The organism is Streptomyces luteolifulvus, from assembly GCF_008806595.1.
In the GTDB taxonomy this organism is placed as follows: Bacteria; Actinomycetota; Actinomycetes; order Streptomycetales; family Streptomycetaceae; genus Streptomyces; species Streptomyces luteolifulvus.
Genome location: NZ_VZRB01000061.1, coordinates 1 through 26,237, shown reverse-complemented (window position 1 = coordinate 26,237; position 26,237 = coordinate 1). Strand labels below are relative to the sequence as shown.

The 26,237-nt window shown below is 69.8% G+C and carries 22 protein-coding genes and 4 pseudogenes; 15 read left to right on the top strand and 11 right to left on the bottom strand.

Annotation, left to right across the window (positions count from 1 at the left end; genetic code table 11):
- Window positions 1–104: pseudogene (locus tag F7R91_RS43500) on the top strand (IS982 family transposase); the annotation flags it as partial.
- A 181-nt stretch (window positions 105–285) separates the two neighbouring features.
- Here F7R91_RS43500 and F7R91_RS42395 read toward each other — a convergent pair.
- From F7R91_RS42395 to F7R91_RS44145, 4 genes and pseudogenes are all read right to left on the bottom strand, one after another.
- A complete protein-coding gene (locus F7R91_RS42395) occupies window positions 286–660 on the bottom strand; it encodes a hypothetical protein (protein ID WP_191971866.1) in 375 nt (124 codons plus the stop codon).
- A gap of 186 nt (window positions 661–846) precedes the next feature.
- Window positions 847–1,229: pseudogene (locus tag F7R91_RS43495) on the bottom strand (potassium transporter TrkA); the annotation flags it as partial.
- The gene (locus F7R91_RS39970) at window positions 1,148–2,545 is read right to left on the bottom strand and encodes an FAD-dependent oxidoreductase (protein WP_150958553.1); all 1,398 of its coding nucleotides are present in this window, start codon (window positions 2,543–2,545) and stop codon (window positions 1,148–1,150) included. The pseudogene F7R91_RS43495 and the gene F7R91_RS39970, both read right to left, overlap by 82 nt.
- 30 nt (window positions 2,546–2,575) lie before the next feature.
- Complete coding sequence (locus F7R91_RS44145) at window positions 2,576–3,031, bottom strand: transposase family protein (protein WP_331000727.1); 456 nt, start codon at window positions 3,029–3,031, stop codon at window positions 2,576–2,578.
- Window positions 3,032–3,290: 259 nt separating this feature from the next.
- Between F7R91_RS44145 and F7R91_RS39965 the strand changes: the two genes are divergently transcribed.
- Both F7R91_RS39965 and F7R91_RS39960 read left to right on the top strand, forming a co-directional pair.
- Window positions 3,291–3,578, top strand: coding sequence for a hypothetical protein (locus F7R91_RS39965; RefSeq protein WP_150958552.1), 288 nt, complete (start codon window positions 3,291–3,293; stop codon window positions 3,576–3,578).
- An 18-nt stretch (window positions 3,579–3,596) separates the two neighbouring features.
- Window positions 3,597–3,980: a TRADD-N-associated membrane domain-containing protein gene (locus F7R91_RS39960; protein WP_331000726.1), complete on the top strand. Its 384-nt coding sequence runs from the start codon at window positions 3,597–3,599 to the stop codon at window positions 3,978–3,980.
- Window positions 3,981–4,226: 246 nt separating this feature from the next.
- On the opposite strand, the pseudogene F7R91_RS44140 reads toward F7R91_RS39960, so the two are convergent.
- Window positions 4,227–4,403: pseudogene (locus tag F7R91_RS44140) on the bottom strand (acetolactate synthase large subunit); the annotation flags it as partial.
- A 576-nt stretch (window positions 4,404–4,979) separates the two neighbouring features.
- Between F7R91_RS44140 and F7R91_RS39950 the strand changes: the two are divergent.
- Window positions 4,980–5,423 carry a universal stress protein gene (locus F7R91_RS39950; protein ID WP_408056101.1) on the top strand — a complete coding sequence of 148 codons (444 nt, stop codon included), beginning with the start codon at window positions 4,980–4,982 and terminating at the stop codon, window positions 5,421–5,423.
- A 212-nt stretch (window positions 5,424–5,635) separates the two neighbouring features.
- On the opposite strand, the gene F7R91_RS39945 is transcribed toward F7R91_RS39950, so the two are convergent.
- The gene (locus F7R91_RS39945) at window positions 5,636–6,166 is read right to left on the bottom strand and encodes a nitroreductase family deazaflavin-dependent oxidoreductase (protein ID WP_150958548.1); all 531 of its coding nucleotides are present in this window, start codon (window positions 6,164–6,166) and stop codon (window positions 5,636–5,638) included.
- Window positions 6,167–6,338: 172 nt separating this feature from the next.
- Between F7R91_RS39945 and F7R91_RS39940 the strand changes: the two genes are divergently transcribed.
- The 3 genes from F7R91_RS39940 to F7R91_RS39930 all read left to right on the top strand — a co-directional run bounded on the left by F7R91_RS39940 (window position 6,339) and on the right by F7R91_RS39930 (window position 8,914).
- The gene (locus tag F7R91_RS39940) at window positions 6,339–7,427 is read left to right on the top strand and encodes a PP2C family protein-serine/threonine phosphatase (protein ID WP_150958546.1); all 1,089 of its coding nucleotides are present in this window, start codon (window positions 6,339–6,341) and stop codon (window positions 7,425–7,427) included.
- A 34-nt stretch (window positions 7,428–7,461) separates the two neighbouring features.
- Window positions 7,462–7,998, top strand: a complete 537-nt coding sequence (locus tag F7R91_RS39935; RefSeq protein ID WP_150958544.1) for a MarR family winged helix-turn-helix transcriptional regulator — start codon at window positions 7,462–7,464, stop codon at window positions 7,996–7,998.
- A 196-nt stretch (window positions 7,999–8,194) separates the two neighbouring features.
- A complete protein-coding gene (locus F7R91_RS39930; protein ID WP_331000725.1) occupies window positions 8,195–8,914 on the top strand; it encodes a hypothetical protein in 720 nt (239 codons plus the stop codon).
- Window positions 8,915–8,942: 28 nt separating this feature from the next.
- Here the strand turns inward: F7R91_RS39930 and F7R91_RS39925 are convergent, their stop codons facing one another.
- The gene (locus F7R91_RS39925; protein WP_150958540.1) at window positions 8,943–9,689 is read right to left on the bottom strand and encodes a DUF4142 domain-containing protein; all 747 of its coding nucleotides are present in this window, start codon (window positions 9,687–9,689) and stop codon (window positions 8,943–8,945) included.
- Between the two features lie 100 nt (window positions 9,690–9,789).
- Window positions 9,790–10,458: a PadR family transcriptional regulator gene (locus F7R91_RS39920; protein ID WP_150958538.1), complete on the bottom strand. Its 669-nt coding sequence runs from the start codon at window positions 10,456–10,458 to the stop codon at window positions 9,790–9,792.
- A 59-nt stretch (window positions 10,459–10,517) separates the two neighbouring features.
- Between F7R91_RS39920 and F7R91_RS39915 the strand changes: the two genes are divergently transcribed.
- The 4 genes from F7R91_RS39915 (at window position 10,518) to F7R91_RS39900 (ending at window position 13,979) form a co-directional block, all read left to right on the top strand.
- Window positions 10,518–11,369 (top strand): class I SAM-dependent methyltransferase, encoded by an 852-nt coding sequence (locus F7R91_RS39915; protein ID WP_150958536.1) that lies wholly within the window; start codon window positions 10,518–10,520, stop codon window positions 11,367–11,369.
- A gap of 308 nt (window positions 11,370–11,677) precedes the next feature.
- The gene (locus tag F7R91_RS39910) at window positions 11,678–12,019 is read left to right on the top strand and encodes a PadR family transcriptional regulator (RefSeq protein ID WP_150958535.1); all 342 of its coding nucleotides are present in this window, start codon (window positions 11,678–11,680) and stop codon (window positions 12,017–12,019) included.
- Window positions 12,016–12,975 (top strand): hypothetical protein, encoded by a 960-nt coding sequence (locus F7R91_RS39905; RefSeq protein ID WP_150958533.1) that lies wholly within the window; start codon window positions 12,016–12,018, stop codon window positions 12,973–12,975. Before F7R91_RS39910 ends, F7R91_RS39905 begins: the two co-directional genes overlap by 4 nt.
- Before the next feature lie 95 nt (window positions 12,976–13,070).
- Entirely contained in the window at window positions 13,071–13,979 is a 909-nt protein-coding gene (locus F7R91_RS39900; protein WP_191971865.1) for a phosphatase PAP2 family protein, read from the top strand.
- A gap of 543 nt (window positions 13,980–14,522) precedes the next feature.
- Here the strand turns inward: F7R91_RS39900 and F7R91_RS39895 are convergent.
- Window positions 14,523–15,478 (bottom strand): annotated as a pseudogene (locus tag F7R91_RS39895) (PucR family transcriptional regulator).
- Between the two features lie 203 nt (window positions 15,479–15,681).
- Between F7R91_RS39895 and F7R91_RS39890 the strand changes: the two are divergent.
- The 3 genes from F7R91_RS39890 (at window position 15,682) to F7R91_RS39880 (ending at window position 23,365) form a co-directional block, all read left to right on the top strand.
- Window positions 15,682–16,212 (top strand): hypothetical protein, encoded by a 531-nt coding sequence (locus F7R91_RS39890; RefSeq protein WP_225321078.1) that lies wholly within the window; start codon window positions 15,682–15,684, stop codon window positions 16,210–16,212.
- Window positions 16,213–16,284: 72 nt separating this feature from the next.
- A complete protein-coding gene (locus F7R91_RS39885) occupies window positions 16,285–18,318 on the top strand; it encodes a flotillin family protein (RefSeq protein ID WP_150958531.1) in 2,034 nt (677 codons plus the stop codon).
- Window positions 18,319–18,469: 151 nt separating this feature from the next.
- Complete coding sequence (locus F7R91_RS39880; RefSeq protein ID WP_150958530.1) at window positions 18,470–23,365, top strand: DNA repair ATPase; 4,896 nt, start codon at window positions 18,470–18,472, stop codon at window positions 23,363–23,365.
- A gap of 106 nt (window positions 23,366–23,471) precedes the next feature.
- On the opposite strand, the gene F7R91_RS39875 is transcribed toward F7R91_RS39880, so the two are convergent.
- The gene (locus F7R91_RS39875) at window positions 23,472–24,431 is read right to left on the bottom strand and encodes an alpha/beta hydrolase family protein (protein WP_150958527.1); all 960 of its coding nucleotides are present in this window, start codon (window positions 24,429–24,431) and stop codon (window positions 23,472–23,474) included.
- A gap of 168 nt (window positions 24,432–24,599) precedes the next feature.
- On the opposite strand from F7R91_RS39875, the gene F7R91_RS39870 reads away from it, so the two are divergent.
- Entirely contained in the window at window positions 24,600–25,196 is a 597-nt protein-coding gene (locus F7R91_RS39870; RefSeq protein WP_150958525.1) for a TetR/AcrR family transcriptional regulator, read from the top strand.
- Between the two features lie 180 nt (window positions 25,197–25,376).
- Here the strand turns inward: F7R91_RS39870 and F7R91_RS39865 are convergent, their stop codons facing one another.
- A complete protein-coding gene (locus tag F7R91_RS39865) occupies window positions 25,377–25,877 on the bottom strand; it encodes a CBS domain-containing protein (protein WP_150958523.1) in 501 nt (166 codons plus the stop codon).
- Window positions 25,878–26,237: the final 360 nt, after the last annotated feature.

Here is a 26,237-nt window from a genome sequence, read left to right as displayed (position 1 = left end):
CCGTCCGTGTTCTGCAGCGCATTCTCGCCCTCACTGCCGCCATCTGGCACAACGACCAGAGCGGGCAACCGATCCACCGCTCACTGATCGCCTACGATCACTGACCCCTTGGAATAGATCATCTAGGAGATCGGCCCCCTACCGGTTCGGCTCCACACCCTCCGCCTGGCGCGGCAAGGCCGGCCCACGCGGCCGGGGCGGGCCTCTTGGAGCGACGTCGTATGGAGCAGCGGGCCGCGGAGTGGGAGCCGATCGACACGTGGTGGGAGTGGAAGCCGGGCTGAGTCAGCCGGCGGACTGTGGGCCCTGCGGCCTCCCGTCACCGCCTCGCACCTCATCAGGGGTCCAGGACCGCATGGCCTGTTGGCGGAACCGTTCACCGAGCTGTGAGCCGCACATGAGTCCGGCCCCGAACATCATCAGCCCGAACTGCGCCGGGAAGGTGAACAACGTGGTGTCCTCGGAGTTGAGCCCGCCCCACCGGGCGAGTGGAACGATCAGTCCGCTCGCCCAGAACACCAGCAGCGCGACTGCGCGGACACGAATCTCCCACGGAGCCGTGCGCCGCCGGACCTGCTTGGGGGCCCAGCCCCGTAGCGAGGCGATCGCGAGAGGCAGGGCGAGCGCCGACCAACCGCATGCCCAGAGCCAGTCGAACACGTGGACACTCCTTGTCTGAACGGGTGGCCGCCCGTCGGCAGCCAGCGGGCCCGTCTCCCCGCGGTGCTGTCGATCAACGCGCGCAATGACGACGGTCTCATGAGCCCTGTGCAGGGTCACTGCCTGACTCCGGCAGTTTTCGGGCGCCTGGGTTTGTGTGACCTGCCCATCTGCGGACCCTGGCCCTCGACCGAGCAGCTCGGCAAGCCCCTGCTGGGTGGCTGCCGGCACCACCCGGTCCTCGGCGCGCAGCACATCCCCGGGAGGAAGATCCCAATGCGAGGCCGGCGGCGTGGGCCGGGGTGGCCGCGAGGTCGGAGAGGCGTTCGTCGGGCGCGGTGGTGTCGAGGGCGAAGAGGTGCCAGGGCCCGGTCGGAAGGACTCGGCGATGGTCGGTCCTTGAGTTGCGGGTGGCCGGCGACGTTCAGGGCGGCGAAGAGCAGCACGCGGCGTTCGACCGGGATGGCCCCGAGGATCTGGCGGCACATCATGGCCCCGGCGAATACGGGTGCAGCGGGGGTGGAGACGCTGGCGCCTGTCGCGCTCCTACCGGTCCTCGGCGCGCGTAACGCAGAACCCGTAGGACAAAGGCGGGTGTGAGGAGCCATTCCGGGCGGCGGATGAGGCCTGCGACCTCGGTGAAGCGGACACAGACCGCGGCGTCGTGCTGGGCGGCGACGCTGACGCGTTCGACGTACCGGTTGAGGAGGTCCGTGCCCGGGGGTTTCTCCCCGGTGGTGCCCTCGTACATGAAGTCGCCTCCGGCGGCGATGGACCAGGCGACGACCACCGGTCTGGCCGCGGCGCGGAAGAAGCGTCGGGTGAAGGTCTGGTCGAGTGCGGCGGACCGGTCCAGGCAGGCGCCGAGGGCCGCCGCCTGCTGTGCCGCGGTGCTCATGCCTTGTCCGTAGATCGGGTCGAAGCTGCACACCGCGTCGCCGATCATCACCCAGCCGAGGGGGAAGCGGCGCATCTTCTCGACGTGCCTGCGCTGGTTCGCGGTGAACCGGTGGGAGACCGGTTCGCCCAGGGGTTGCGAGGCGGCCATGACGTCGGCGATGACCGGTGAGTCCAGGGAGCGGGCGAAGGCGAGCCGGCCGGCCTCGTCGGTCGGGGGCACCTCGCCGTTGATGCCGACCAGACCGACGATCCACCGCTCCCCCTCCCATGGCAGCACCATGGCCAAGCGTTTGGTGGCGGGGTCACCGATCACCGCGGCCGCCTTCCAGTCGCGTGCGGGCAGCGCGTCACGGCGGTACACGCGGCTGGCGTAGTGGGTGTTCACGGTGACGCGGGACACGGGTGGTTCCGCGTACCCGAGCTCCTTCAACCAGGCGAGGCTCTTGGCCTGGCGCCCCGTGGCGTCGACGAGCAGGTCGCAGGACAGGGTGGCGCCGTCGGCGAGGCGGACACCGGTGACGCGCTGACCGGTGGCGTCCGTGACGAGGCCCGTGCCGGTGGTGCGTTCCCGAACGGTGACCTGGGGCAGCTCCGTCACGCGTCGGCGGACGGTCGCCTCCAGGAAGGGGCGGGACATCACCGGCCCCCGCATCCGGCTCACCGGCCGGACCAGCGATCCGCCGCTCTGGTACCAGAAGAAGTCGCGGCAGACGTCGAACTCGGTGGCGCCGCCCGCGTAAAGTTCCCCGCCGATGCCGGGGAACCACTCCTCCAGCAGCCGGGCGCCGGCATAGAGCAGGAGATGGGGCTGACGGCCCTGCGGGACGTGGGCCCGCCAGTCGGCGCCGTCGGCCAGTGGGTCGCGGTCGATCAGAACGACGTCGCGGCATCGCTCCGACAGCACACGGGCGGCGCACAGGCCCGCCATGCTCGCGCCGATGACCACTGCCGTCTCTAGCACCCGGTGTGGCTCTCGTCCTCTCATGGAAGCCTCCCGCGAGGCGGTCCTGAGCGTTCATTCTCCCACCGCGGGTGTGTGGGCACCTGCGGGACGGCCGTGGTCGCGCCTGCGTGCTCCTCCGGGACGTCCGAGGCGGGAGAGACCTGGGCCCTCGCCCAGGGTCTCGGTCAGCCACTGGTCGTCACCGGCCTGGCCGCAGCGGATATACAGGTGCCCGTCCAGCTCCACGAGCAGGGCAGCCCGAGGGGCGCTCGCGGACGTGGTCGGCGAAGGTACGACCTTCCGACTCGCCACCGCCAGGTCGGCCAGGCGCCGTCGGTACCGCCCATGAACACGGCTGGATGCTGTACCGCACCCGGGGCAGACCGCCTCCCCGCTCACCGTCCGCGCCGCGACGGTCACCGTGTCGTCGCCTGTCGAGATCTCCACCACAGCGATCAACACCAGGTGGGATAACGCCGCCCCGAGCTCGCTGTAACCACACGAACCGTCAACTGTCCAGAGACTCATAACGCCACGTCATGGGCCACATGAAGTAGATCGGAGGCCGCTTGGCATGGCCATCGTCGGCGCATGGGCAAGGGCAAGTCGGCTCTGCCATAACGGTTTGAGCGCGCCGGAGACAGTCTGCTCAGAGATCCAGAGACTGCTCTCATGTCGCAAGACGTAGAGCAGCCTTCCCCCACGCCGCAGGTCACCGCCGGAGGGGGAGGCATGGCTGCGCTCTCGGGAGCACCAGCAGTATGAGACCTTCAGCACGCTTGGCTGGGTGGCTCTGGGGCTTGCCTTCCTGCTCAGCTTGCTCATGGTCATCATGTGGCTGCCGTACCGGCATGACTATTTCTTCGAGGCAACACCCGAGGTCATGGACAGGATCGGCCCCCTGCTCCTACCAACCTTGATCTTGTATCTGACCGGGGGCTACCTGCTCACTGCCCGGCATTCGGCGCGCGAACGGTTCGAAGAACGTCGGCGTCAACTCGACCACGAACTGCAAATGGCTTCTCGTCAAGCAGAGTTGCTGGCTCATGGTGACTCACGCCAGGCCCAGATGTGAGCTCTGACCAATGAGCGGTTGCAGAGATACCATGACCGCGCATACCGGCAAGCCGACCAGAGTTTCAGAAACGCACAATGGGCCATTCTGGGAGGCTTCTTCATCGTGGCAGGCACCGCCACGATCGCCGCTGGCAAGACCAGCTTGTCAACTCCCTCCAGTGTCGTCGTCGGCGTGATCGGCACCGTTGGAGCAGGACTTGCGGCCTATGTTGGTCGCACCTTCCTCCGTCTCCAAGACACCACTGCCGCTCACCTGCGGTCGTATTTCGACCAGCCACAGGAGACCTTCAGGTATCTCATGGCTGAGCGTCTGGTTGACCGTCTGCCCGAAGACCAGCGCACACAGATTCATCGCCACGTTCTTCGGTTGGCCCGCCTCACCCCGTCAGCATGGATCTGATCCCGGACCTCGCCGACTGATCACCATGACGCTCCGTGATCGGACCACAAGATGTGGGTCAGAACCCATCTCGATGGCCGCCAGCGGGGGCAAACTCCTGGCCGCCTACAGGGAGAACGAAGGCTCTGTCACGGGTCGCGACAGAGCCAGAGCGAAATCGCCTTTGACATGCACTCCAGAGGCCGCTGCCAGGCACTGCATACCGCGTGGTCCTGCCCGCGCTGCGTCGAGTCCTGGGCCGTCAACTCAGAACGGGCCATGGAGACTTCCGAGTCGGTAGGTCAGACGCAGGTTCTCCGAGTAGTCGACGGGGCAGGCAATCACGGAGACCGTGTCGTCGTCGAAGGCCTGACGCAGCACGGGCAGGAGCTGGTCGGCCGCCTCGATCGCGTAGCCGCGGGCTCCGAAGCTTTCGGCATAGGCGACGAGGTCCGGCTACACCTGTAGGGACACCAGCGGCCAAGGCAGCCGCGCGCAGCCCGGAAGCAGCGTCTGTCTCCGCCGCCGAGCGGGGCACGGAGCCGGGGATGTGATCCAGTACGGTGTCGTTGGCCGGGTCGGCGAGCTGGCGCACGAGGGTGTCTTCGGTGCTGGCGCGGCTCTTGGCGAAACGAGGTCGCCCACCCGTATTGCGCAGGGCAATATAAGCCCTCGTGACCGGCTACCTTTGGTTGCCGCCTGTGAGCCGCCGAGAGCAGGGGTGCGGCGCCCGCGCGAGAGGTTGGCCGGTCCTGAAGAGTGTGTGCCATACGGCGAGCTGCCCCGCCACCGTGTCCGGCTGTTCCGTAAGCGCCTCGGCGATCGCCAGGATCATAGGCCTGGCTTCAGGGACTCCACGAAACCGGCGGGCTCACGGACACCGTCCTGCGGTGGGGCTCGGTGTCGCACCGCGCACCGAGCCCCGTCCCTGCACTGGTCGGACGCGCATCAGGGTCGAAGGACCCTTGGCGTAAGACACGTGCTTACGGGAGCCTGGAAAGGCACAAACACGGAGGTGAGATCGTGAGCATCCAGACATCACGGCCGCTGATCGTGGTGGGCGTGGACGGGTCGGAGGCGAGCAAGGCGGCGCTGCGCTGGGCGGCTCGCCAGGCAGAGTTGACCGGTGCGGAGCTGCGCCCCGTACAGGCCTGGCGGCCACCGCCCACCTACGGCATACCGGTGGACTACTCGGATACCGACTTCGAAGAACACACCCGCGAAAACCTGCGGCGCACTGTCGAAGAAATGCTCGGGGAACATCCGAAGGTGTCCGCGGCTCCGCAGGTTGTGGAGGGCCATCCGTCGTCTGTGCTCCCCGCGGCGGCCAGGGACGCCGACCTGCTGGTGGTCGGCAGCCACGGGCGTGGCGCGTTCAAAGGGATGCTCCTCGGCTCGGTCAGCCAGCACTGTGTGCAGCACGCCACGTGCCCGGTGCTCGTCGTCCGCACCCCCATTCGCTGACCTTCGCACGCCGTGCCGCAAGATCGACGCGTCGGCCAGGGTGTGCGACCGGCTGATCCTTTTCGGGCCAGGTCAGGCCCGGCGACAGTTCGCCGGGACACGCGTCGAACGCTGTACCGCGGCGCACAGATCAAGTCCTGCCGCATGCGACAGGACTTCTTTGGCCAGGTTGTCGTTCTTGCGGCTGGTGCGGCATGTCAAGGCGCGCGTGCTCAAGCTGACCTGTGGGCATCGCCGCGTTCGTGCCGACGGTGTCCGTCGGCGTCGAGCCGGACGAAGGGGATGGCCCGCCCCGCCTCGCGGCACGACGTATCGCCGCCGTCGGCGGGTACTCCCATGAACGCGCACAGGCGACGGGCCGTTCGTGGGTGCCGGCGCGCGTAGTCGGCCATGATCTCGGCGCCTTCGTCGGGTGTGAGGAAGTGGGCGGTGACGGCGTGCGGGCGGTTGCCGAACTGGATGAGGGTCTTCGGCTGTTTGCGCAGGTTCTGGTACCAGTCGGCCTTGGGTCCGAAGCCTGAGGCGACGGTCCAGGTCTCACGATGCGGGTCGCAGGACACCACTTCCAGGACGACCATGCGGTCGAGGCCGCTGACGCGGCCGGTGTGGTGCAGCAGAAGAAGCCGTCTTCCGACGAGGGGGCCCAGGCCGGCGCGGAAGAGCAGGATCGGCAATCGCAGGGCCACGCGCCGCCATCCGGCGGGGAGTCGGGGGCGGCGGGGTGCGGTGTTTCTCTGGCTCATGGTCGCCTTCCAAGGGTTGGGAGTGTCGGCTCTCGGCTTCGATTGGCTAACGGACTGTGGTGGAGAGCCACCTCAAACAACCAACCTTTGCATAGTCTAAAAGTGAGGGGGAGGGGCGCCTGCGGAGATACGGGCGGCTCTGGAGCGCTGACTGACCGCTGGAGTACACGTCATGACCGATCGGAAGCCGCCATCGAGCTGGACGGTGCTGTCCTGCATGCCGGTCGTGGTAATGGCGGTGGTCGCGAGCGTGGATGTCGTGGCCGGGCCGGGGGTGGGGCTGTTGCCGCTGGTGTCGCTCGGGCCCGCCTTCTCCGGGCTGGTCGGGGGATGGCGCCGCACGGCTGCGTTCGGGGTGGTGGCGCTGCTGTTGTGTGTGGCGCTCGGCCTCTACAACGGGCTGTTCGAGCAGAGCCGGGGATTCGCGGCGATCGGGTCGGTGATGGGCGTGACCGGCGTGGGCATAGCAGTGGCCGTGATGCGCTCGCGCCGGGAGGCGGAGCTGGCGAGTGTGCGGTCGATTGCCGAAGTGGCCCAGCGGGTGCTGCTGCGACCGGTGCCACTGACTGCGGGGCCGCTGCAGGCGGCGGTGTCGTACACCTCGGCCGTCGCGGAGGCACGCATCGGCGGGGACTTGTACGAGGTGGTGGCCTCGCCGCACGGAATCCGGGTGATCGTGGGTGATGTGCAGGGCAAGGGCCTGGCCGCGGTGGAGACGGCGGCCGTCGTGCTCGGCGCCTTCCGCGAGGCGGCGCATGACGAGCCGGACCTGGTGGGCCTGGGTGAGCGGCTGGAACGGAGTGTGGCCCGGGAGTTGGGGGGTGAGAAGTTCGTCACCGCGGTCCTCGCCGAGATCGGCGCGAGCCACCAGGCCGTCTTCCTCAACTACGGACATCCGGCCCCGATGGTCGTACGTCACGACGGCACGGTCGACTTCCCGCAGCCTCCCGCCTATGCCCTGCCGCTGGGTCTGGGCCTGCACGGCAGCGAGGGCCCGAAGTCGTATCGAGTGGACTTCGCCCCCGGTGAACAGCTTCTGCTGTACACCGACGGCGTCACCGAGGCCCGCGACGAGGACAGCCGCTTCTATCCGCTCGGCGAGCGTGCGCACCTGCTGAAGGCCTCCGACGCACACCGCGCTCTGGATGCCCTGCGCGCCGACCTCGCCCAGCATGCCGGCGGGCCGCCCCACGACGACGCGGCGATGCTCCTGATCCGGTACCACGGTCATGAGGAAGGAAAATCTGCTCCCATCACCTGAGTGAGCAGGGACTTCGGCACGGTAGAAAGGACACATGCCGCAGCGCGAGACCCCCGCGGGGGCCCTGGACGATGTCGACACGGTCACCCGTGCGGTGCTGACCGCATCCCGGCTGCTGGTGGCGGTCTCCGCCCGCTCACTCGCGGCGGTGGAGGAGCGGGTGACGCTGCCGCAGTTCCGGATGCTGGTCGTGCTGTCCACGCGCGGGGCCACAAAGCTGGTCGCGCTCGCCGACCTGCTGCAGGTGGCGCCGTCCACGGCGATGCGCATGATCGACCGGCTGATCGCGGCCGGGCTCGCCGACCGGCAGGCCAACCCCGAAAACCGCCGCGAGACCCTGTTGCAGCTCACGGACGAGGGGCGCCGCACCGTCGAGGACGTCACCGCCCGGCGCCGCGCCGAGATCGCCGTGATCGTCGCCCGGCTCACCCCTACGCAGCGCCTGGCCCTCATCGAGGCCCTCGCCGCCTTCAACGAGGCCGGCGGAGAACCCCTCGCCTCGGCCCTGGACGAAGCGGAACCACATCCGCTGGGCTGGGCGGTCGACGTCCCGGCGACCCGCGACGCCTGACCGCCCGGCCGTCGGATTCGGGCCACTGTTCCCCACCCGCGCCCCGTTTTGCATAATGCAATGGATTTGGCGGATGCTTCCCGCTGCCAGGTCCCGGTGATGCGGAGCGCGCGAGCATGTCCGGCCGAGGGCAGTGCGGACCGTCGGCCTGTCACAGCAGGACGGCTGACACGGAGGAAACCGGGAGGGGATGCACATGCATCGCCGCCGCCCCGTCCCGCCGCTGGAAGCGCGCCTTTCGGCGCATCTGCGGAGCACGGTGTGGGGGCCGGCCGAGTTCATCGGTCTGCCGCCGCGGTGGCTGGTCGCAGAGGGCCTTCTCGCCGGATGTGTGGGAGCGGGTGCGATCGTCGGCAGCACGGTCGCCGGTGCCTGGTACGGGCTACCCGGGCTGGCGGACGGCGAGGGCGGCTTGGTCTCTGTTGCCGCGCTTGCCCTCTACCTCTGCATGGTGCGGGCCGGGCGTGCGCTGATCGGCATCGTCGCCGTGCTCGGGGTCTGCCTCGCGCTCCAGGCGCCCCAGACGGCCGTGGGCCTGGTGCTGGCGGAGCGCGGGCAAGTGGAGTCCGTGGTGGTGACCTCGGTCGAGGGCGGACCCGGGAGCGTGTCCGGTCACGGCCGCTATCTCTGCTCGGTGGCCGACAGCGACGGCGTACCGCTGCGGGTCCGCATCTGGCGGGGCTGCGGGCAGGCCACCCGGCCCGGCGACACGCTCGCGGTCGTGTACGACTCGAAAGGGAGGGTGCCACCGCGCGGCGTGGAGGGCGGGGCGTCCGGTTCGGGGCCCCTCCGTGATCTGGGCGGCTGGGCCACCGCGCTCGTCGCCGCATGTGTGGTTGCGGTCGTACGCTCCTACAGGCTCTACCGCCCCACGGCCGGACCGCAGGCCCGACCAGCCTGCGATCCGGGATCGTGACGAGTCGGCAGCTCAACCTTCTCATCAGTCACTGGACGGTCGGGCTGGGCGTCGGCGACGGAGTGCCGGTGTTGACGTCCAGGTCGGGACGCGGAGTGAGGACGACGACCGGGGCACCGGGCTGGGGGGCGGGCGGGGTGAGCTGTTCCTTGGGCAGCTTCGGCGGGGTGGTCTGCTGGAAGTTGACCTGGTCGTAGTTGACCAGGCCGGTCTTCTCCAGCACCGTGATGTGGTCCAGGACGGTGTCGTTGGCCAGGTCGGCCAGCGCGCGGACCAGGGTGTTCTGGGTACTGGCGCGGATCTTGGCGATCGCCGGGAAGATCTGGCCATGGGTCACCCGCATGATGTTGACCGCGGTGGAGTCGAACTCCTGGCCGCTCTTGGAATCCACGGTCGCCACGAACTGCTGCTGCTGCGGTGTGGCCTGGTTCGGCAGGGTGATGTTCAGCTCGGGGGCGATCTTGCGGCACATGGCGTCGAGTCCCGCGTGGCCGACGATGAGGTGCTCGCCGGCCTCCTTCATCTCCTTCGTCGTGCCGCGTTGCATCGCCATCTCCCCCAGTGGGTACTCCCACAGTCCGGCCGAGCGGACCTTCACCACGAAGTCGCGATCTGCCTCGGTCAGCGGTCCCCACTGGGTGTTGGCGATGATCCTGGACGTGTTCGTCGAGGCGTTCTGGATCCCGAGCATGGACGGGTAGGCGAGCGCGGAAAGGGTGAGCACCAGCGCCCCGCCCACGAAGACGGTGCCGATCGTGTTGCGGGAGAGGGGCATGGGACCTCCTGGTGAGCGGGGTGTTGCCAGGAGGTACGGATCTCGCGAGCCCATCCATCATTGCACTAGACAAAATTTGCACTCTGCTTCGTGATGTGTGTCACACCTCTTTGTCGGATCGGGTCCCTTGTTCGGCGTCGGCCTCGCTCCATGCGGCGCGCCGGACCGTTTCCGCCAGTTCGTCCGGGTCGGCGGTCGCGTCGCGGGGCTCGTCGGGCCACTGCTCGACGACCGTGGCCGCCCAGTCGGCCCACTCCGCGACCAGCCGGTAGTAGTCCGTAAGGAAGCGACCGACCAGCAGAGTCTGCGCGGCCCGCTGAGGGAAGGCCCCCTCCCCGGCGGCGTAGCCGCGGGCCGCGGTGAGGTTTTCCTGGTTGCGTTCGACGGCCCAGGCCCGAAGCGCATGAAGGGTGGCCCGGGTGTCGGCCGTGGTACCCGAATCGGCGAAGAAGACCTTCAAGTGCTGTTCCGACTCCAGGGCCGGGCCGGCGCCGGGCTCGTGAAGCCATGCGGCGAGCGCGCCCCGTCCCTCAGGGGTGATGGCGTAGACGGTGCGCGGCCGTCGGCCCACGGACCGCTTCTCGGCGCGGGCCAGGCCGCGCCGGACCAGCTTCTTGGGCTCCTCGTAGATCTTGCTCTGCGCCCTGGGCCAGATCCGGCCCAGGCTGCGGTCCATCTGACGGGCGAGTTCGTACGTGCTCCACGGGCGCACCGCCAGCAGTCCGAGGATCGCGTACGAGGTTGTGGTGAGTGCGGGTTCCCTTGACATAGCCGTCCCTCGGAGGTAAACCAGAATAGTCCCATTGGGAGTATAGGGCGGTGGTCGAGATGACCAGGACGTTGCAGGTCGCCCCCTCGAACGCCGAGCAGGCCCGGGCCTGGGACGGCGACGAGGGCGCCTACTGGGCCGAGCATGCCGACCAGTTCGACCTCGCGCTGCGCGGTTACCGGACACGCTTCCTCAGGGCCGCGGCCATCGGCCCGGCCGACCACGTGCTGGACATCGGGTGCGGCACGGGCGAGATCACCCGCGAGGCCGCGCGCCGGGCCGCGGCGGGCCGCGTGCTCGGTGTGGACCTGTCGGCCGCGATGCTGCGGGTGGCCCGGCGGCGGGCGGCGGCCGAAGGGCTCGCCAACGCCGATTTCGAGCAGGTCGATGCTCAGGTCCACCCGTTTGCGGCCGGGGAGTTCGACCTGGCGGTCAGCCGCACCGGAACGATGTTCTTCGCCGACCTCGGCGCCGCGTTCCGTAACATCGCCCGAGCCGTGCGGCCCGGCGGTCGCCTGGTGCAGCTGGTCTGGCAGCCGCCGCCGCGAAACGACTGGTTCCTGGCCCTGACGACGGCCATGGCGGCGGGCCGGGACCTGCCCGCGCCACCGCCGGGCGCCTCCGGGCCGTTCTCCCTGTCCGACCCCGATCGGGTGCGCCGCCTGCTCACCGGCACCGGGTTCGCCGAACCGGACTTCGAGCCGCTCACCGCGCCCATGCACTTCGGAGCCGACGCCGATGACGCGCACCGTTTCGTGACCGGCCTGCTCGGCTGGATGCTGACGGGCCTCGACGACTCCCGTCGTGAGCAGTCCCTTGCCGACCTGCGCGCGACCCTCCGCGCCCACGAGACACCCGACGGCGTGCTCTACCCCTCGGCCACCTGGCTGATCACCGCGACCCGTGCCTGAACCCGCGCCGCCTGGCCCGGCCACACGCCTGCCCGAAGTGGTCCGGCGCCTCAGGGTGGTAACGCATACACCGGTCCCGGCGGCACGAGGGAGGCACCGGCCTGGTCGGCTCCTCAACTCCGGAAATGGCGTTCCGCCCGGCCCGAACCAGGTCGCGGTAAGCATGCGCCAACGCCACACGGATCGGTCGAGGGGACCGCCGTCGCGCCCGCCGGTCGGGAGAGGGCGACGCTCGCGGGCGTGGAGGCGCTGCAGGTGATCAACCGGGGCTGGCAGATATATTTCGCAACACGATATATGCTCGACGCATGACACGACAGAACCCGTCCTTGACGGAACCGCAGTACTTCATCCTTGCTGCGCTCATGGACGGACCGTTGCACGGTTACGGCATCATCAAGGCTGCCGAGCAGGCCACCGACGGGCGGCTCCGGATCGCTGTCGGCACTCTCTATGGGGCGCTGGAGCGGTTGGAGCGGGCCGGGCTGGTGGCCGCCGGCCGTGAGGAGATCGTGGACGGGCGGGCGCGGCGCTACTACCGGCTCACCGAGGACGGCACCGAGGCGCTCGGCCGGGAGGCACTGCGGATGCAGCAGGCGGCGGCCGTCGTCATCGGGCGCTCGCGGGATGCCGGGGTGGCCCCGGCATGAACCGTCTGCTGCTTGCGGCCTATCCCGAGCCCTACCGTTCCCGGCAGGGAGAGGAGTTGCTGGCCTGCCTGGCCGAGGCGTATCCCGGCCGCTCCTGGCCCCCGCCGCGGGAAGTTGTCGCCTTGGCGCGTGCCGGGGTGCAGACCCGCGCCCGTGCCGTCGTCGACGACACGGCCCGGCCGTGGTGGCTGGACGGCATCCATCTGACCGCTCTCGTCCTCGCCGCACTGGCGCTGGTGCCGTACCTGCAGGATGTGTGGCATTGGGGCCTGCACATCGATCCCGGCCGGCAGGCCATCGCCTTCCACTTCTCCGGCTGGTACCCGTGGGCGCAAGGTCCCGGCACGCGGACACGGCTCCTGCCCTACGGGCTGCTTCCGCTGGTCTGCCTGATCGCCCTGCTGCGCGGCAAGCCGTGGATGGCCCTGCCTGCCGCAGCAGCGATGATCTACGCCGGTGCCACGTTCAACAGCAATACGCTCTTCGGCGACGAGGGCAAGGCGGGACTGGGCTACTACGGGCTGGGCGCCCCGATAACGGCCCGTGACCTGGTGCTGTCGGGGGCACTGTGCACCGCGTGCGCCGTGCTGGCGGTCTGCCGTCCTGGCCGGTTGCGGCGCCACTCGTACCGCTGGCTGGTGCCCGTCGTGCTCGCCATGTTCGTAGCGGGGGGCCTGCACATCATCTCCATCAGTCCGGCCTTCCAACGCGGCCTGTTCGCACTCGAAGTCGCCGCGCTGATCGCCGCGTGGGTGGTGACGGCCGCCACCGGCGACTACCGGTGGCTGATCCCCGTCGCGGCATTCGCGTTCATCCACACACAGGCGATCGTCATCCAGCCGAACGGATTCACGCAGTCCCTGCCGGACCTGGTCGTCCTCCTCCTCTTGATCGCACCCCTCCCGGTCCTGGCGATCGCCGCCCAGCGCCGGCAGAGCCGGGCGCTCCTCGAATAGGAGTAGATCCCTGGTGCGCCGGCCGAGCCTGTCGGCCCACCCGTGTGTCAGAAGTGGCGCGTGACCTTACTCCCCCGCGAAGAACGGAGATAGCGATGACCCGACAAGATTCCTCGACCCTGTCCACCCAGCCGGACACCTCCGGCCAGGTCCCGGGAATCACGGCGGAGCCCAGCCTCTCGCGGACGATACGACCTCGGGTCTCAGCTCCGCCGTACCTCTTGGGGCTCCTGGCGGTCTATCTGATCGCTGTCTGCACCCCGTTCGGGCAGCGGGCGGAGAACGCCGTGCTCAAAGGGTCCAGTGCCAGACCGGCGTTGATCTACGACTGGTCGGGGGCGGCTTACAAGTCGTCGGCCCTGCCGCCGCTGGGCGACACCGCCCTGCCCACCCTGGTTGCGGGCGTGGCCGTCATCGTGGCCGTGACCCTGTTGCGGCGGTGCTGGTGGCAAGGCTGCGCGGCGATCGGGGTCGCCGTGGTCACGTTCGGGGGCACGGAGGTACTCAAGCAGATCCTGCCCCGCCCCGACCTGATACACGCACCAGTCTGGTTCACCGAGGGGAGCCTCCCCAGCGGTCACGTGGCCATCGCCGCCGGGCTGGCCCTCGGCGCGATCCTCGTCGCTTCCCCCCGCATCCGCCCCCACGTCACCGCGGTCGGCATGCTGTGGCTCGCTGTCAGCGCCGCCGCCGTCCAGGCCATCCACCACCACCGTCCCAGCGACGTATTGGGGGCCACACTGCTGGCTTGCGCCTGCTACAGCCTCGCGGAGCGGCTGCTGCCCCCCGCCACCGCACCAGGCATCACGCAGCGCCCTCGTGCGCTGCCGGCCATCGCCCTGGTACTGCCGGCGGCCGGCGCGCTCGTCGCCGGCGCACGAAGTGACTCCGCCACGCAATCGCTGGTCTACGCAGCAGCGGCCTTCCTGTGCGCCGTCCTGCTCTGGTACACCGCAGGGGGGCCCGCACACACCGCACGCCGCATACGTCCCACACTGGGCTGACCACCCAGCCGGCTCCGGGCAGGAAGCCGCGCATTCTACGTCCGCCATCGATCCGGCGCGGGGCTGGACGCCACGAACCCGTCCAAGACCAGGTCTCGCAGCTGGACTCCGGCGGCTCTGCCAACGGCCTACGGCCTAAAGATCACCAACAGCATCCCGACCACGGGCCAGAGCCGAACGGGGTTGGCCAGTGTCGCAGATCCGTCGCTTCGGCGAGGACGCCGTTGCTCCCCGGCTGCTTGCGGAACCGGTCCGGTGGTTCTCGCGATGGGAAGGCCTGGTCAGGCGTTGTGACAGGCCTGGCCCAGGTCGCCGGGTGCGGTTGGTGGCGCGGGACGTGAGGTGTTCCCAGTTGCCGTGCGCGATGTCGGCCTTCTACTCGTCGGTGAAGGGGGCGTCCGCCAGGAAGGACCGGGCGACGCCGGCGCTGGTGTCCAGGCGGCGTGATGGTCGGCAGCGGCAGGGAGGTCGTCGAACTCCCCACGCAGAGTGCCGTGCACGTCGTCGTGGCCAAGCACTGAGCCCGTTCGGACGACCCGGGACTCAGAGGTTCTTGGCGGGCCAGTCGAGCAGCCGGGCGCCGATGACCGCGGTCTGGAGCATGTAGCGGTGGGCGGGGTCGGTGGGATTGGCGCCGGTGAGTTTGTGGATGCGTTCCAGGCGGTAGGTCAGGGCGCGCACGCTGAGGGTGAGTCGGCGGGCGGCCTCGGCGGCGACGCAGCCCGAGGCGAAGTAGGCGGTGAGGGTGTCCAGGAGGGGCTGAGCGCCGCCGCGAGCCGTCGTGAGCGGACCCAGCGTGTCCGCGACGAGGTCGGCCATGGCCTGGCGATCGCGGGTCAGGACGGGGTAGACGAGCAGGTCGGCGGCGCGCAGGACGGGGTCGTCAAGGTCGAGACGCTCGGCGAGTTCGAGGACGCCCAGGGCTTCTTCGTAGGACTGGACGACGCCTCCGGGGCCGGGCTGGGGGCGGCCGAGGGCGACCCGGCCGCCGTCGGTGGCGGCGTGCGCCTGTTGAGCGCGCGCTCCACCTGGCGGGGCACCGGGTCCCCCTCGTCGTAGGCGGCCGGGCCCTGCGCGACGGCGACGGCATGCGCGTGGGACAGGCGCAGGCCGAAGCGTTCGGCGCGTTCGGCGAGGCGGCCGAGGTCGCTGCGTCCGTAGAGGAGGTCGTCGATGAACTCGCGGCGGGCGGCCTCTTACTGACGTACGGCGAGAAGCTGGGCGCGTTCGTATCCCTCGGCGAAGGCGTCGATGACCTGCTGCACGGCGGCCAGCGCGCCGTCGGCGGAGCCGGGCGTACCGGGCCAGGCCGTGCGGGCGGCGGTCAGATGCGAGCTGACCAGGGCGCGCAGCCCGTGGCCGGCCTCGGCGGCCTGCTCACCCAGGGCGCGACGGGAAGAGACTTCGTCCCGGGTCAGGCGTCGCCCCGTGGCCGATACCTCGGCCACGATCTCGGCGTAGCCGTCCAGATACTGCTCGGGAAGTTCCCGGTCCGTCACGTCGTCCCCCGGATTCTTGATGTGCCGGTGACGGTTTCTTAGCGGCCCCCGGCACGCAGACCCTAATGAACACTGCCGGAAACCGGCAATGCGCGGCCGGGATCGGATCGTGCAGCATGGCTCGCGGGGAGCACGGCGGATGGCTTCGGGGCCGGACACCGGCATGTGTCCGGCACTGAGGCTGACCGACCGTGCACTGTCGGATGCGACTGATGCGCGCCGCGGGCGGAGAGGGGGACCTGGAGATGCGGACGTTTCTGGCAGCTGCCACGGGCGTGCCCACGATCCTGCTGACCGCGGCCCTCGTCGTGGTCGTCTGCTTCTGGCTCCTGGCTGCCGTGGGCGTCGCCGGCGTCGACAGCTTCGACACGGACGTGGACCTTCGGGCATGGCGCATGAGCAGGGTGCCCGTGACGGTCGCCTTCTCGCTGCTGACAGCGCTCGCCTGGTGCCTGAGCATCGGAGCGGCGGTTCTGCTTACCGTGTTCACGCTCCCGGGACCGGTCGCCGTGATGCTGCGCCTGGTCACGCCCGTGGGCGCGCTGTTTGTCGCCTGGGCCGCGACGTGCCTGATCGCACGGCCGCTGCACCACCTCTTCCCCGATGAACCCGGGCCGTTCGTGCCGAGCGAGGCTCGCACGGGCGCCGCTCGGCCATCGGATGCCGAGAGCCCAGATCCCTACGGGGACGGGTCGCGCGACGTCGCGCTCCATTCCCGGGACCGCGCCGCCTGAGCCGCTCGATCGCCGGATCTCACCACCGGCCTCTCTTTCTCACGCTGACTCTCTTCCTGAAGGTCGTATGCCATGGTTGCCGTGATCGTGGGCATCGGCGCGCTCGTCGCCGTCTGCCTGCTCGTCGTACTCGTCGTCGCCCGGTTGTTCCGCAAGGTGGAGCAGGGCAAGGCGCTGATCGTCTCCAAGATGCGCAAGGTCGATGTCACCTTCACCGGGCAGGTCGTGCTGCCGGTGCTGCACAAGGCCGAGGTGATGGACATCTCGGTGAAGACGATCGAGATCACCCGGGCGGGCAAGGAGGGGCTGATCTGCCGGGACAACATCCGGGCAGACATCCGGATTTCGTTCTTCGTGAAGGTCAACAAGACCGTCGAGGACGTCATCAAGGTCGCCCAGGCCGTCGGCACAGCCCGCGCCAGCGACCGGGACACGCTGCAGGAGCTGTTCCACGCGAAGTTCTCCGAGGCGCTGAAGACGGTGGGCAAGCAGCTGGACTTCACCGACCTGTACACCAAACGCGAGGAACTCCGCTACAAGATCATCGAGTTGATAGGTGTCGACCTCAACGGCTACCACCTGGAGGACGCGGCGATCGACTACCTGGAGCAGACGCCGCTGACCCAGCTCGACCCCGCCAACGTCCTCGACGCCCAGGGCATCCGCAAGATCACCGAGCTGACGGCCGTGGAACACGTGCGCACCAACGAGGCCCAGCGCACCGAGGAGAAGGAGATCACCCGGCAGAACGTCGACGCCCGCGAGGCCATTCTGGAGCTGGAGCGCCGGCAGGCGGATGCCGAGATCAAGCAGCGGCGGGAGATCGAGACCGTACGGGCCCGTGAGGAGGCCGAGACGGCGCGGGTGGTCGAGGAGGAGCGGCTGCGGGCGCAGTCGGCGTTCCTCAAGACCGAGGAGCAGCTCGGGGTGCAGCGGGAGAACCAGTCCCGTGAGGTCGCCGTCGCGGCGAAGAACCGTGAGCGGGTCATCGCCATCGAGAGCGAGCGCATCGAGAAGGACCGCCTCCTGGAGGTCATCGCGCGGGAGCGGGAGACGCAGTTGACGCAGATCGCCGCCGAGAAGGAGGTCGAGGCGGAGAAGCGGGAGATCGCCGAGGTCATCCGCGAGCGGGTCGCCGTGGACCGTACGGTGGCCGAGCAGGAGGAGTCCATCAAGAAGCTGCGGGCCGTGGAGGAGGCCGAGCGCGGTCGGCAGGCCGTGATCATCGCCGCCGAGGCCGAGGCGCAGGAGAGGCTGGTCAAGGACATCAAGGCCGCCGAGGCCGCCGAGCAGGCCGCCGTCCACCGCGCCGCAGAGGAACTCACCCTGGCCGAGGCCCGGTTGAAGAGCGCCGACCTCGACGCACAGGCCAAGGTGCGCCTCGCCGAGGGCATCCGGGCCGAAGTCGCCGCCGAGGGCCTCGCGGCGGTCCAGGTCCGCGACAAGGAGGCCGAGGTCATCGAGAAGGCCGGCCGCGCGGAGGCGGAGGCGACCCAGGCCCGGCTGCGGGCCGAAGCCGACGGTGCGCGGGCCAAGGCGCTGGCCGAGGCCGAGGGCATCAGCGGGAAGCTGAGGGCCGAGGCCGCCGGTCTCACCGAGAAGGCCGCAGCGATGGCCGCCCTGGACGACGCCTCCCGCGGCCACGAGGAGTACCGGCTGCGCCTGGCGGCGGAGAAGGACATCCGGCTCGCCGGGCTGGACGTGCAGCGGCAGGTCGCCGAGGCGCAGGCCACGGTGCTCGCCACCGGGCTGGAGAACGCCGACATCAACATCGTCGGCGGCGAATCGGTCTTCTTCGACCGACTGGTGTCCTCGATCGCGCTCGGCAAGGGCGTGGACGGCTTCGTCCAACACTCCGAGACGGCACAGGCGCTCGGGAAGCCCTGGCTGGACGGCACCTCCAGCTTCACCGACGACCTCAGCCGCGTCCTGGGCTCGGTCTCGACGGCCGACGTGCAGAACCTGACCGTCTCCGCCCTGTTGATGAAGCTCATGAACAACGGAGGCACGAACGCCGGACAGTTCCAGCAGCTCCTGGACAAGGCAGGTGAGCTGGGTCTCGCCGACACCTCGCTGGCCGCGCTCAACGGCAGCGTCAGGGCCTGACCGTCGCCGGGACCTGACCAGCTGCCGGCACATGACCGGCACGCCTGAAGCCGATACACCGCCACGGCCCGATCCCGGCCCGTGGTCCGGAGCTGCCGCACAGGGGACGGCAGCTCCGGACCACGCTTCTCCGACATTCGAGAGGGACCCCATGACCACCGGGACCACCACCGGTCTGGACAACGGCACGTACGAGGTGCTGCGCGACCGTCTCACCGAGCAGGCCGCGGAGCTCGCCCGCCGCGCGGAGACGCTCAACGCCCGCCGGACCGAGGAGTTCGGCTCCACCCGGCTGGAGCTGACAAGCACCGAGCGGCTGCGCACCGAGCACCACTGCGTGCCCCGTGACATCGTCTCCGTAGGCGACATGCTTCTCTTCGGCCACAACGTCTTCCTCGGCCTCAAACCCGAGACGACGGTCGACGACGTCTTCGCTCTGTACGACCGCGACCTGAAGCGGCTGCCCAAGGACGCCGTGCCGGGCCTGCTTGACGACGCCGCCTTCGTGCGCGAGTTCGCCGCCCTCTACCGCTACTACCGCCAGGCCCACCTCCTCCAACTCCGCAGGATCGACGGCAAGCTGCTGGCCGTCTTTCAGACCGGAGAGAAGGCCGACGACCTCCGCGTCCTGCGCTGGGCGCTGACCGACGACGGGCAGGTCACGTTCCTCGACGCCCGCGGCGACCGCGACCACGTCTTCCCGCCTTCCCACGACTTCGCATGGACGCGGACGACCCGCGAAGACCACATCCTCGGCCGTCACCCGCACGTCTCCATCGGGGGCGAGGTCTTCGTCGAGACGGTCGGCGGCACCCTCACCGTCAAAGTCCAGGACAACACCGAGACGGGCGAGGGGATTTACGCCGAGCCGGTTGCCGAGCCGCTGCAGTCCCTGGCCGACGCCGACATCGCTTACGCGCGCGTGGGCGCCCTCATTCTGTTGGACGTCCTGCCCTATAAGGAGGACGTCCACCGCTACCTGGTCTTCAACACGCTCACGAAGAGCGTGGTCCGCCTCGACGGCATCGGCCGGGCCTGCCGGACACTGCCGGAGGACCAGGGGATCGTCTTCCCCGGCGGCCACTGCCTCGCCACCGGGACGTACACGACTTTCGACGGCATCGACACCACGGACCTGGAGCTCGAGCGCGTCGTCCGCTCCCCGAACGGCGAGGATGTGCTGTTCGCCTTCCACGCGCGCGTGGAAGGCCGCAGCCTGCTGCTGCCGTACAACGTGATCCGCAAGGAGGTCGCAACCCCTCTGTCCTGCCACGGCTGGGCCCTCTTCGACGACGGCAAGCTCGTCGTCCTACGTGCCGACAGCGACGAACCGCAACGCGTCCACCCGCTCCAGCTGTGGAACTCCCCGTACGTCTCCGACACCAAGGCCGCCGCCCGGCCCGTTGGCACCGGCCCACTCGCCCGTGTCGGCAACGCCGACCTCGTGCGCGGCATCTCCGATTGTCTGTCCATCACCCATGCGGTCGCCGAGACGAAGCCGACGAGCGAGATGTACGAGTCACTGGCCGCCGCGTGCGTACGGGCCGCCGACTCCTACCACTGGCTGGGCGAGCCCGAACTCGGCGATCTGCACACGCCGCTCACGCAGGTCCGGGCCACCGCCGAGCAGGTGCGTGCCGAGTTCGAGACCGTCCAGGCTCTCACCCGGCAGGCCGCCGACGCGATCGCCGAGGCCGCAGCGCGGGTCGCCACGGTCGTGAGGCGTCTGCGCGGCGAGGTCCCGCGCAGCGCCGCCGCATGGGTGACCGGGCTGACCGAACTGCGGCACGCCCAGGGCCACCTGCTCACCCTCAAGGGCATGCGGTACGCCGACACCGCCCGCATCGATGAACTCGCCGGCGACGTCGAGGCCGACCTGGCCTCCTTCGGGCAGCGGGCCGTCGCCCACCTTGCCCGCGAGGACGCCTTCACCGGCCACCAGGCCGACATCGAGCAGCTCATTGCCGACGCCGAGGCGATCGCCACCGTCGCCGAGGCCGACCCCGTCGCCGCGCGCCTCGGCGACCTCGCCGACGGGCTGCGCACGGTGACCGATGTCGTGGCCGGGCTGGACATCGGCGATGCCACCGTCCGTACGTCCATCCTGGAGCGGATCGCCGAGGTCCTCGGCGGCGTCAACCGTGCCCGGGCCATCCTCGACGGCCGCCGCCGCGCGCTCCTCGACCGTGAGGGGCGGGCCGAGTTCGCCGCGGAGTTCGCCCTGCTGGGCCAGGCCGTCATCGGTGCACTCTCGGCTGCCGACAGTCCCGAGGCGTGCGACGAGCAACTCGCCCGCATGCTGGTGCAGGTGGAGAACCTGGAGTCCCGGTTCGCCGAGTTCGACGACTTCCTCGGCGAGCTCGCGGACAAGCGCGACGAGGTGTACGACGCGTTCTCCGCCCGCAGGCAGACCCTCGCCGACGCCCGCGCCCGCCGCGCCGAACGCCTGGCCGACTCGGCGAGGCGCGTCCTGCAGACGGTCGCCCGCCACGCGACCACGCTCCCCGACGCGGACGCCGTCGCCACGTACTTCATCTCCGACCCCATCCCCGCCAAGGTCCGCCGCCTCGCCGACGAGCTGCGCGCACTCGGTGACCAGGTCAGGGCGGAGGAGCTGGACGGCCGCTTGAAGTCCGCCCGCCAGGAGGCGCTGCGTGTCCTGCGCGACCGCACGGACCTGTACGCCGACGACGGCCGCACCATCCGCCTGGGCACCCACCACTTCGCCGTCAACACCCAACCCCTCGACCTCACCCTGGTCCCGCATGGCGACGCCCTCGCCTTGGCCCTCACCGGCACCGACTACCGCGCGCCAGTCACAATCCCCGACCTCGCCGCGGCCCGCCCGTACTGGGACCGCCCGCTACCCTCGGAGTCACCCGAGGTCTACCGAGCCGAACACCTCGCCGCCCGCCTGCTCGACGAGCACGGCCCGGCGGCACTCGCGGAGGCCGACCTTTCCGTCCTGGTCCGGCGGGCAGCGGAGGCGGCGTACGACGAGGGATACGAGCGCGGCGTCCACGACCACGACGCGGTCTTGATCCTCACCACACTCCTGCACCTGCACGAGGGCGCCGGCCTGCTGCGCCACGAGCCCACGGCCCGCGCAGCCGCCCAGCTGTTCTGGGCTCAGGGCACGACGCCCGAGGAGCGCGACAGCTGGGCCCGGCGTGCGGTTTCGCTGGCGCGCGCCCGGGACACGTTCGGCTTGGCGCCCGCGATCGCGGATCTGCAGGAGGAGCTGGCGGAGGCGATCACCGGAGAGGTGGCGGATGCCGCCGCCGGGTACCTCTTCGAGGAGCTGACGAGTGGCCCCGACGGCTTCGTCATCAGCGCCGGCGCCCGCACGCTGCTCGACAAGTTCCGCCGTACGGTGGGCACGTCGGCCTACGACGACGACCTCGCCGCACTGGCCGACCTGCCCGCCCGCAAGCAACTCGTCGAGGCCTGGCTGTCGTCATACACCGCCGCCACCGGCACGGACATCACCCCCGGTGACCTGGCCGAGGCGGTGACCACCGAGCTCTGCCAGGAGCTCGACCGCTACGAGTCCGCCGCGCCCCTGACGGTGACCGTCAAGGGCCTCCTCGGAACGCACCCGCGCATCAACGGCCGCACCCTCACCGTCCGCGTCGACGAACTCCTCGCCCGGACCAAGAGGTTCCGGACCGATGAGGTTCCCGCCCATCGTGCCTACCTGAGGCGCCGTACCGCCCTGCTGGCCGCCGAGCGCACCAGGATCCGACTGGACGAGTACCGGCCGACGGTGATGTCCGCGTTCGTGCGCAGCAGGCTCATCGACGAGGTTTACCTGCCGCTGGTCGGCGACAGCCTCGCCAAGCAGCTCGGAACCACTGGTGAGGTCGAGCGCACGGACAGCGGCGGCCTCCTGCTGCTCATCTCCCCGCCCGGCTACGGCAAGACCACGCTCATGGAGTACGTCGCCGACCGCCTCGGACTCGTCCTGGTCAAGGTCAGCGGCCCCGCGCTCGGCCATGCGGTGGTCTCGCTCGACCCGGCCGATGCACCGAACGCTACCGCCCGCCAGGAGGTAGAGAAGATCAACTTCGCACTGGAGGCGGGCAACAACACCCTTCTCTACCTCGACGACATACAGCACACGTCGCCCGAGCTGCTCCAGAAGTTCATCCCGCTGTGCGACGCCACCCGCCGGATCGAGGGCGTCTGGCACGGCCAGCCGCGCATGTACGACCTGCGCGGCAAACGCTTCGCCGTCTGCATGGCCGGTAACCCCTACACGGAGTCCGGCAGCCGCTTCCGTGTCCCGGACATGCTCGCCAACCGCGCCGACGTCCGGAACGTCGGCGACATGCTGACCGGAAAGGAGGACGCCTTCGCGCTCAGCTTCATCGAGAACGCCCTCACGGCCAACCCGGTCCTCGCCCCGCTGGCCGGACGCGAACGCACCGACCTCGACCTGCTCATCCGCCTGGCCGAAGGCGACACGACGGTCCGCGCCGACCGACTGACCCACCCGTATGCCCCCGCCGAGCTGGAGCGGGTCCTGGCCGTCCTGCGTCACCTGCTTACGGCCCGCGACACGGTCCTGGCCGTCAACGCCGCCTATATCGCGTCCGCTGGCCAGTCCGACGGCACCCGCACCGAACCGCCCTTCCAGCTCCAGGGCTCCTACCGCAACATGAACAAGATCGTCCAGCGCATCCAGCCGGTCATGAACGACGCCGAACTGGCCGCGCTGATCGACGACCACTACACGGCCGAGGCCCAGACCCTTACCACCGGCGCCGAAGCCAACCTGCTGAAACTGGGCGAGCTGCGGGGCACGCTGTCGCCTGAACAGGCGGTGCGCTGGGCAGAGTTGAAGGCAGCATATGTCCGCGTCCAGACCCTCGGCGGCCCTCAGAACGACCCTGTCGCCCGAGCCGTCGCCGCCCTCGGCCTGCTCGCCGACCGGATAGGGGCCGTGGAGACGGCGATCAGCCGCACCGCTGAACCACGCCACTTCCCTGTGAACCCAACCGCCCGGCACGCGGCCCCTCCGACTCCGAGGCCAAGGGAGGAGTGAGGCAGTAGGAACCGACCAGCGCCGCCGCCCCCGGAGGACCTGACGCCGTCCCTGCTCGGCGGGCGTGTGCGGTGAGCGCGCGATGCAGGTCGTGCCCGCGGACGGCTTACTTGGCTTCGACTCGTCCGACCGGGTCGGGGTCGGTGGCCAGCGCCGCGCGGGCGGTCTGCCAGGCGTTGTCGCCGGGGTGGAGCTGGGTGCGAAGGTAGGCCGCGGTGAGTCGTCCGACGGCGGCGACTCGCTCGGGGCTCTCGTCCGTGGTCTCGGCGGCGTCGTATCCGGGGATCCCGCCGAGTGCGTGCCCCGCGTCGAACAGGGTGAGCAGGGTCTTGGGGCTGGGGCCGAGGGTGTAAGGGTCGGCGTGCCAGTCTGGCCCCATGTCGGTGAAGTGGCGGGAGTCGTCCTTGTCGCCGGCGACGACCAGCGTGGGTGTGGTCATCGTGGAGAAGTCGATGGTCCGGAAGATCGGCAGCTGGTCGGCCATGGGCCCGTTGAGGACGTCGCCCCTGCCGGGCGCGGCGAGCAGCACGCCCGCCTTGATCCGGGGCTCGATGAGGTTCGCCTCCTCCCCGTTGTCTGGGTCGGTGAGCCTGGCGCCGAGCAGGAGGCCGGCGGTGAAGCCGCCGAGCGAGTGTCCGGCGATGGCGACCTTGGTGTGGTCGATCCGCCCGGCGAGCTGCGGCACGGCGTTCTCGATCACGTCGAGCCGGTCGAGGATGTGCGTCATGTCCTCGGCGCGTGAGCGCCAGAAGAAAGGGGCTCCGGGGGCGTCGGCGACCAGGTGGCTCAGTGTCCTGGAGGTGAGGTGGGTGGGCTGGACGACGACGAATCCGTGTGCCGCCCAGAAGTTGGCCAGCGGCGCGTAGCCGTTCAGCGAGGAGAGATTGTTTGAGGGGCCGTGGCCGTGGGACAGCAGGATGACGGGCAGGCCGGTTCCGGTCGCGGGTGCGGAGACGCGCGCCTGGAGGTCCACCGGGCGTCCGGGTACGGCCAGCACTACCGGGCTGAAGGACAGGACCGGGGCAGGCGAACCAAAGGTGTCGGCGGTGGCGGTGGAGGTGCTCATGATGCGGTGGTTTCCCTTCTGTGGGCCCTGCCGGCCGGTCCGGTTCGACCGGCGACGGACGAGGCGGTCAGGAGCGTCCCGCTTCGGCTAACCTGAACCGGAGCGCTGCTCCAGTTAATATCCGGAACACCGCTCCGCTTTGTCAAGCGGCGTCGGAAGGAAAGCCTCATGCCCACCGAGAGCCCCATGGGGAAGGTGTCGGCCCGAAGCAGGCGTGCGGATGCGCTGCGCAACCAGCAGGCAGTGCTCACCGCCGCCGCCGAGGTGTTCGTCACCTCCGGCGTCGATGCGCCGATCCGCCAGATCGCGGCGCGGGCGGGTGTCGGGATGGCCACGATCTACCGCCACTTCCCGACCCGGGCGGATCTCGTCACCGCCGTCTATCGCCACCAGATCGAGGCGTGCGCCGAGGCCGGCCCGAACCTGCTGGCCAGCGCCGACTCCCCGCTCGCCGCCCTGCACCAGTGGATCGACCTCTTCGTCGACTTCCTGGCCACCAAGCACGGACTCGCCGACGCCCTGCAGTCCGACACCAACCGCTTCGCTGCGCTGCACACCTACCTCGTCGACCGCTTGGAGCCCGTCTGTGCGCAGTTGCTCGACGCCGCGGTTGACGCCGGCGACATCAGGCCCGGCACACAGCCCTACGAACTGATGCGCGGCATCGGCAACCTCTGCATCGGACGCGACAGCGACCCCCGCTACAACCCCCGACGACTGATCGAACTGCTCCTGCAGGGACTACAGCGACCCCGGGCGTCCTGATGCCGACCGGCGAACACCGGTGAAGCGCATACCGCCCATGACAAGCAAAGCCTGCTCCAGCTCGCCACTGACTGACGAGGGCAGCACTGGAGCCCGGCGCGTTCACCCCCACCGCCTCCCGTTTTGCGGCTCGCGAGCGGCACGACGCTGCCGTCGCAACTCACCGGTCCGGCATCAAGATCATTTTGTGTCCGGCGCTCCAGCGACGCCGAGGAGTTCATGCAGAAGATGCGAGGCGGTGATCACACCGAGCAGGCGTGTGCTCCCTCGCCCCGGCCCACCCGGCCCGGCCGTGTCCTTCTCCGTCACCGCCACCAGCGGGCTGCGTACCCGGGCCATCAGCGCGGCGACCTCCAGGGCAGTATCGTCGGGGTCGGCGATCGGCGGCGGTTCCGTCCTGCTGGACAGGCAGTCCCCGACGCGGCGGCCCGCCAGCGCCTCGCAGAGCCGGTCTGCGTGCTTTTCGTCGACGACGGCGGCGAGGGCGGGGTCCTCGATCACGTAGGCGGGGACCAGCACCTTCACCATTTGGGAGGCGGGCAGGATCGCCTTGGGCTCGCCCCGTTCATCGAGCACGAGCAGGCCCGGGAGCCGGTGCTCGGCCATCAGCCGCGCCGCCGCCAAGGCGTCGCTGTCGACGTTCACTGTCTCGTATGCAACCGCCAGGTCACGGGCGCGCACGGCGGGCTCCTCATCTGCTGAGAACGTTCCTGAAACCAGGGTCGTACGTCGTCGGAACACGGGCCAGGACATTGATGCGAAACATACGCCGCTGATCCGCGAAGTGCGCTCTCATCGATCAATGTGAAGGCAGTTCTCCTCCCGCTTGCGGCGACCCGGGCGCCAGTCTCCGCCCACTGCAGGCCGGGGTGTCTTGTCGTCCGGCGGCTGTCGTCTCGACCTCCCTGCGGCCTGGAGGTCAGACACCCCATGTCGTTTGGTGTCAAGCGGCGGGGGTGTGGGCGTGGTGTGACCAGGCGGTCGCCTCGTCGTAGGTGGTGCGGGTTTTGAGGCAGCCGTGGAGGATGCCGACGAGGCGGT

What these genes read in the sequence shown, in the direction of transcription:
- F7R91_RS39885 (WP_150958531.1), top strand. Translation starts at nt 16,285, where the DNA reads ATGGTTGCCGTGATCGTGGGCATCGGCGCGCTCGTCGCCGTCTGCCTG.
- F7R91_RS39915 (WP_150958536.1), top strand. Translation starts at nt 10,518, where the DNA reads ATGACCAGGACGTTGCAGGTCGCCCCCTCGAACGCCGAGCAGGCCCGG.
- F7R91_RS39930 (WP_331000725.1), top strand. Translation starts at nt 8,195, where the DNA reads ATGCATCGCCGCCGCCCCGTCCCGCCGCTGGAAGCGCGCCTTTCGGCG.
- F7R91_RS39935 (WP_150958544.1), top strand. Translation starts at nt 7,462, where the DNA reads ATGCCGCAGCGCGAGACCCCCGCGGGGGCCCTGGACGATGTCGACACG.
- F7R91_RS39920 (WP_150958538.1), bottom strand. Translation starts at nt 10,458, where the DNA reads ATGTCAAGGGAACCCGCACTCACCACAACCTCGTACGCGATCCTCGGA.
- F7R91_RS39910 (WP_150958535.1), top strand. Translation starts at nt 11,678, where the DNA reads ATGACACGACAGAACCCGTCCTTGACGGAACCGCAGTACTTCATCCTT.
- F7R91_RS39925 (WP_150958540.1), bottom strand. Translation starts at nt 9,689, where the DNA reads ATGCCCCTCTCCCGCAACACGATCGGCACCGTCTTCGTGGGCGGGGCG.
- F7R91_RS39905 (WP_150958533.1), top strand. Translation starts at nt 12,016, where the DNA reads ATGAACCGTCTGCTGCTTGCGGCCTATCCCGAGCCCTACCGTTCCCGG.
- F7R91_RS39940 (WP_150958546.1), top strand. Translation starts at nt 6,339, where the DNA reads ATGACCGATCGGAAGCCGCCATCGAGCTGGACGGTGCTGTCCTGCATG.
- F7R91_RS39875 (WP_150958527.1), bottom strand. Translation starts at nt 24,431, where the DNA reads ATGAGCACCTCCACCGCCACCGCCGACACCTTTGGTTCGCCTGCCCCG.
- F7R91_RS39890 (WP_225321078.1), top strand. Translation starts at nt 15,682, where the DNA reads ATGCGACTGATGCGCGCCGCGGGCGGAGAGGGGGACCTGGAGATGCGG.
- F7R91_RS39945 (WP_150958548.1), bottom strand. Translation starts at nt 6,166, where the DNA reads ATGAGCCAGAGAAACACCGCACCCCGCCGCCCCCGACTCCCCGCCGGA.
- F7R91_RS44145 (WP_331000727.1), bottom strand. Translation starts at nt 3,031, where the DNA reads ATGAGTCTCTGGACAGTTGACGGTTCGTGTGGTTACAGCGAGCTCGGG.
- F7R91_RS39900 (WP_191971865.1), top strand. Translation starts at nt 13,071, where the DNA reads ATGACCCGACAAGATTCCTCGACCCTGTCCACCCAGCCGGACACCTCC.
- F7R91_RS39880 (WP_150958530.1), top strand. Translation starts at nt 18,470, where the DNA reads ATGACCACCGGGACCACCACCGGTCTGGACAACGGCACGTACGAGGTG.
- F7R91_RS39970 (WP_150958553.1), bottom strand. Translation starts at nt 2,545, where the DNA reads ATGAGAGGACGAGAGCCACACCGGGTGCTAGAGACGGCAGTGGTCATC.
- F7R91_RS39870 (WP_150958525.1), top strand. Translation starts at nt 24,600, where the DNA reads ATGCCCACCGAGAGCCCCATGGGGAAGGTGTCGGCCCGAAGCAGGCGT.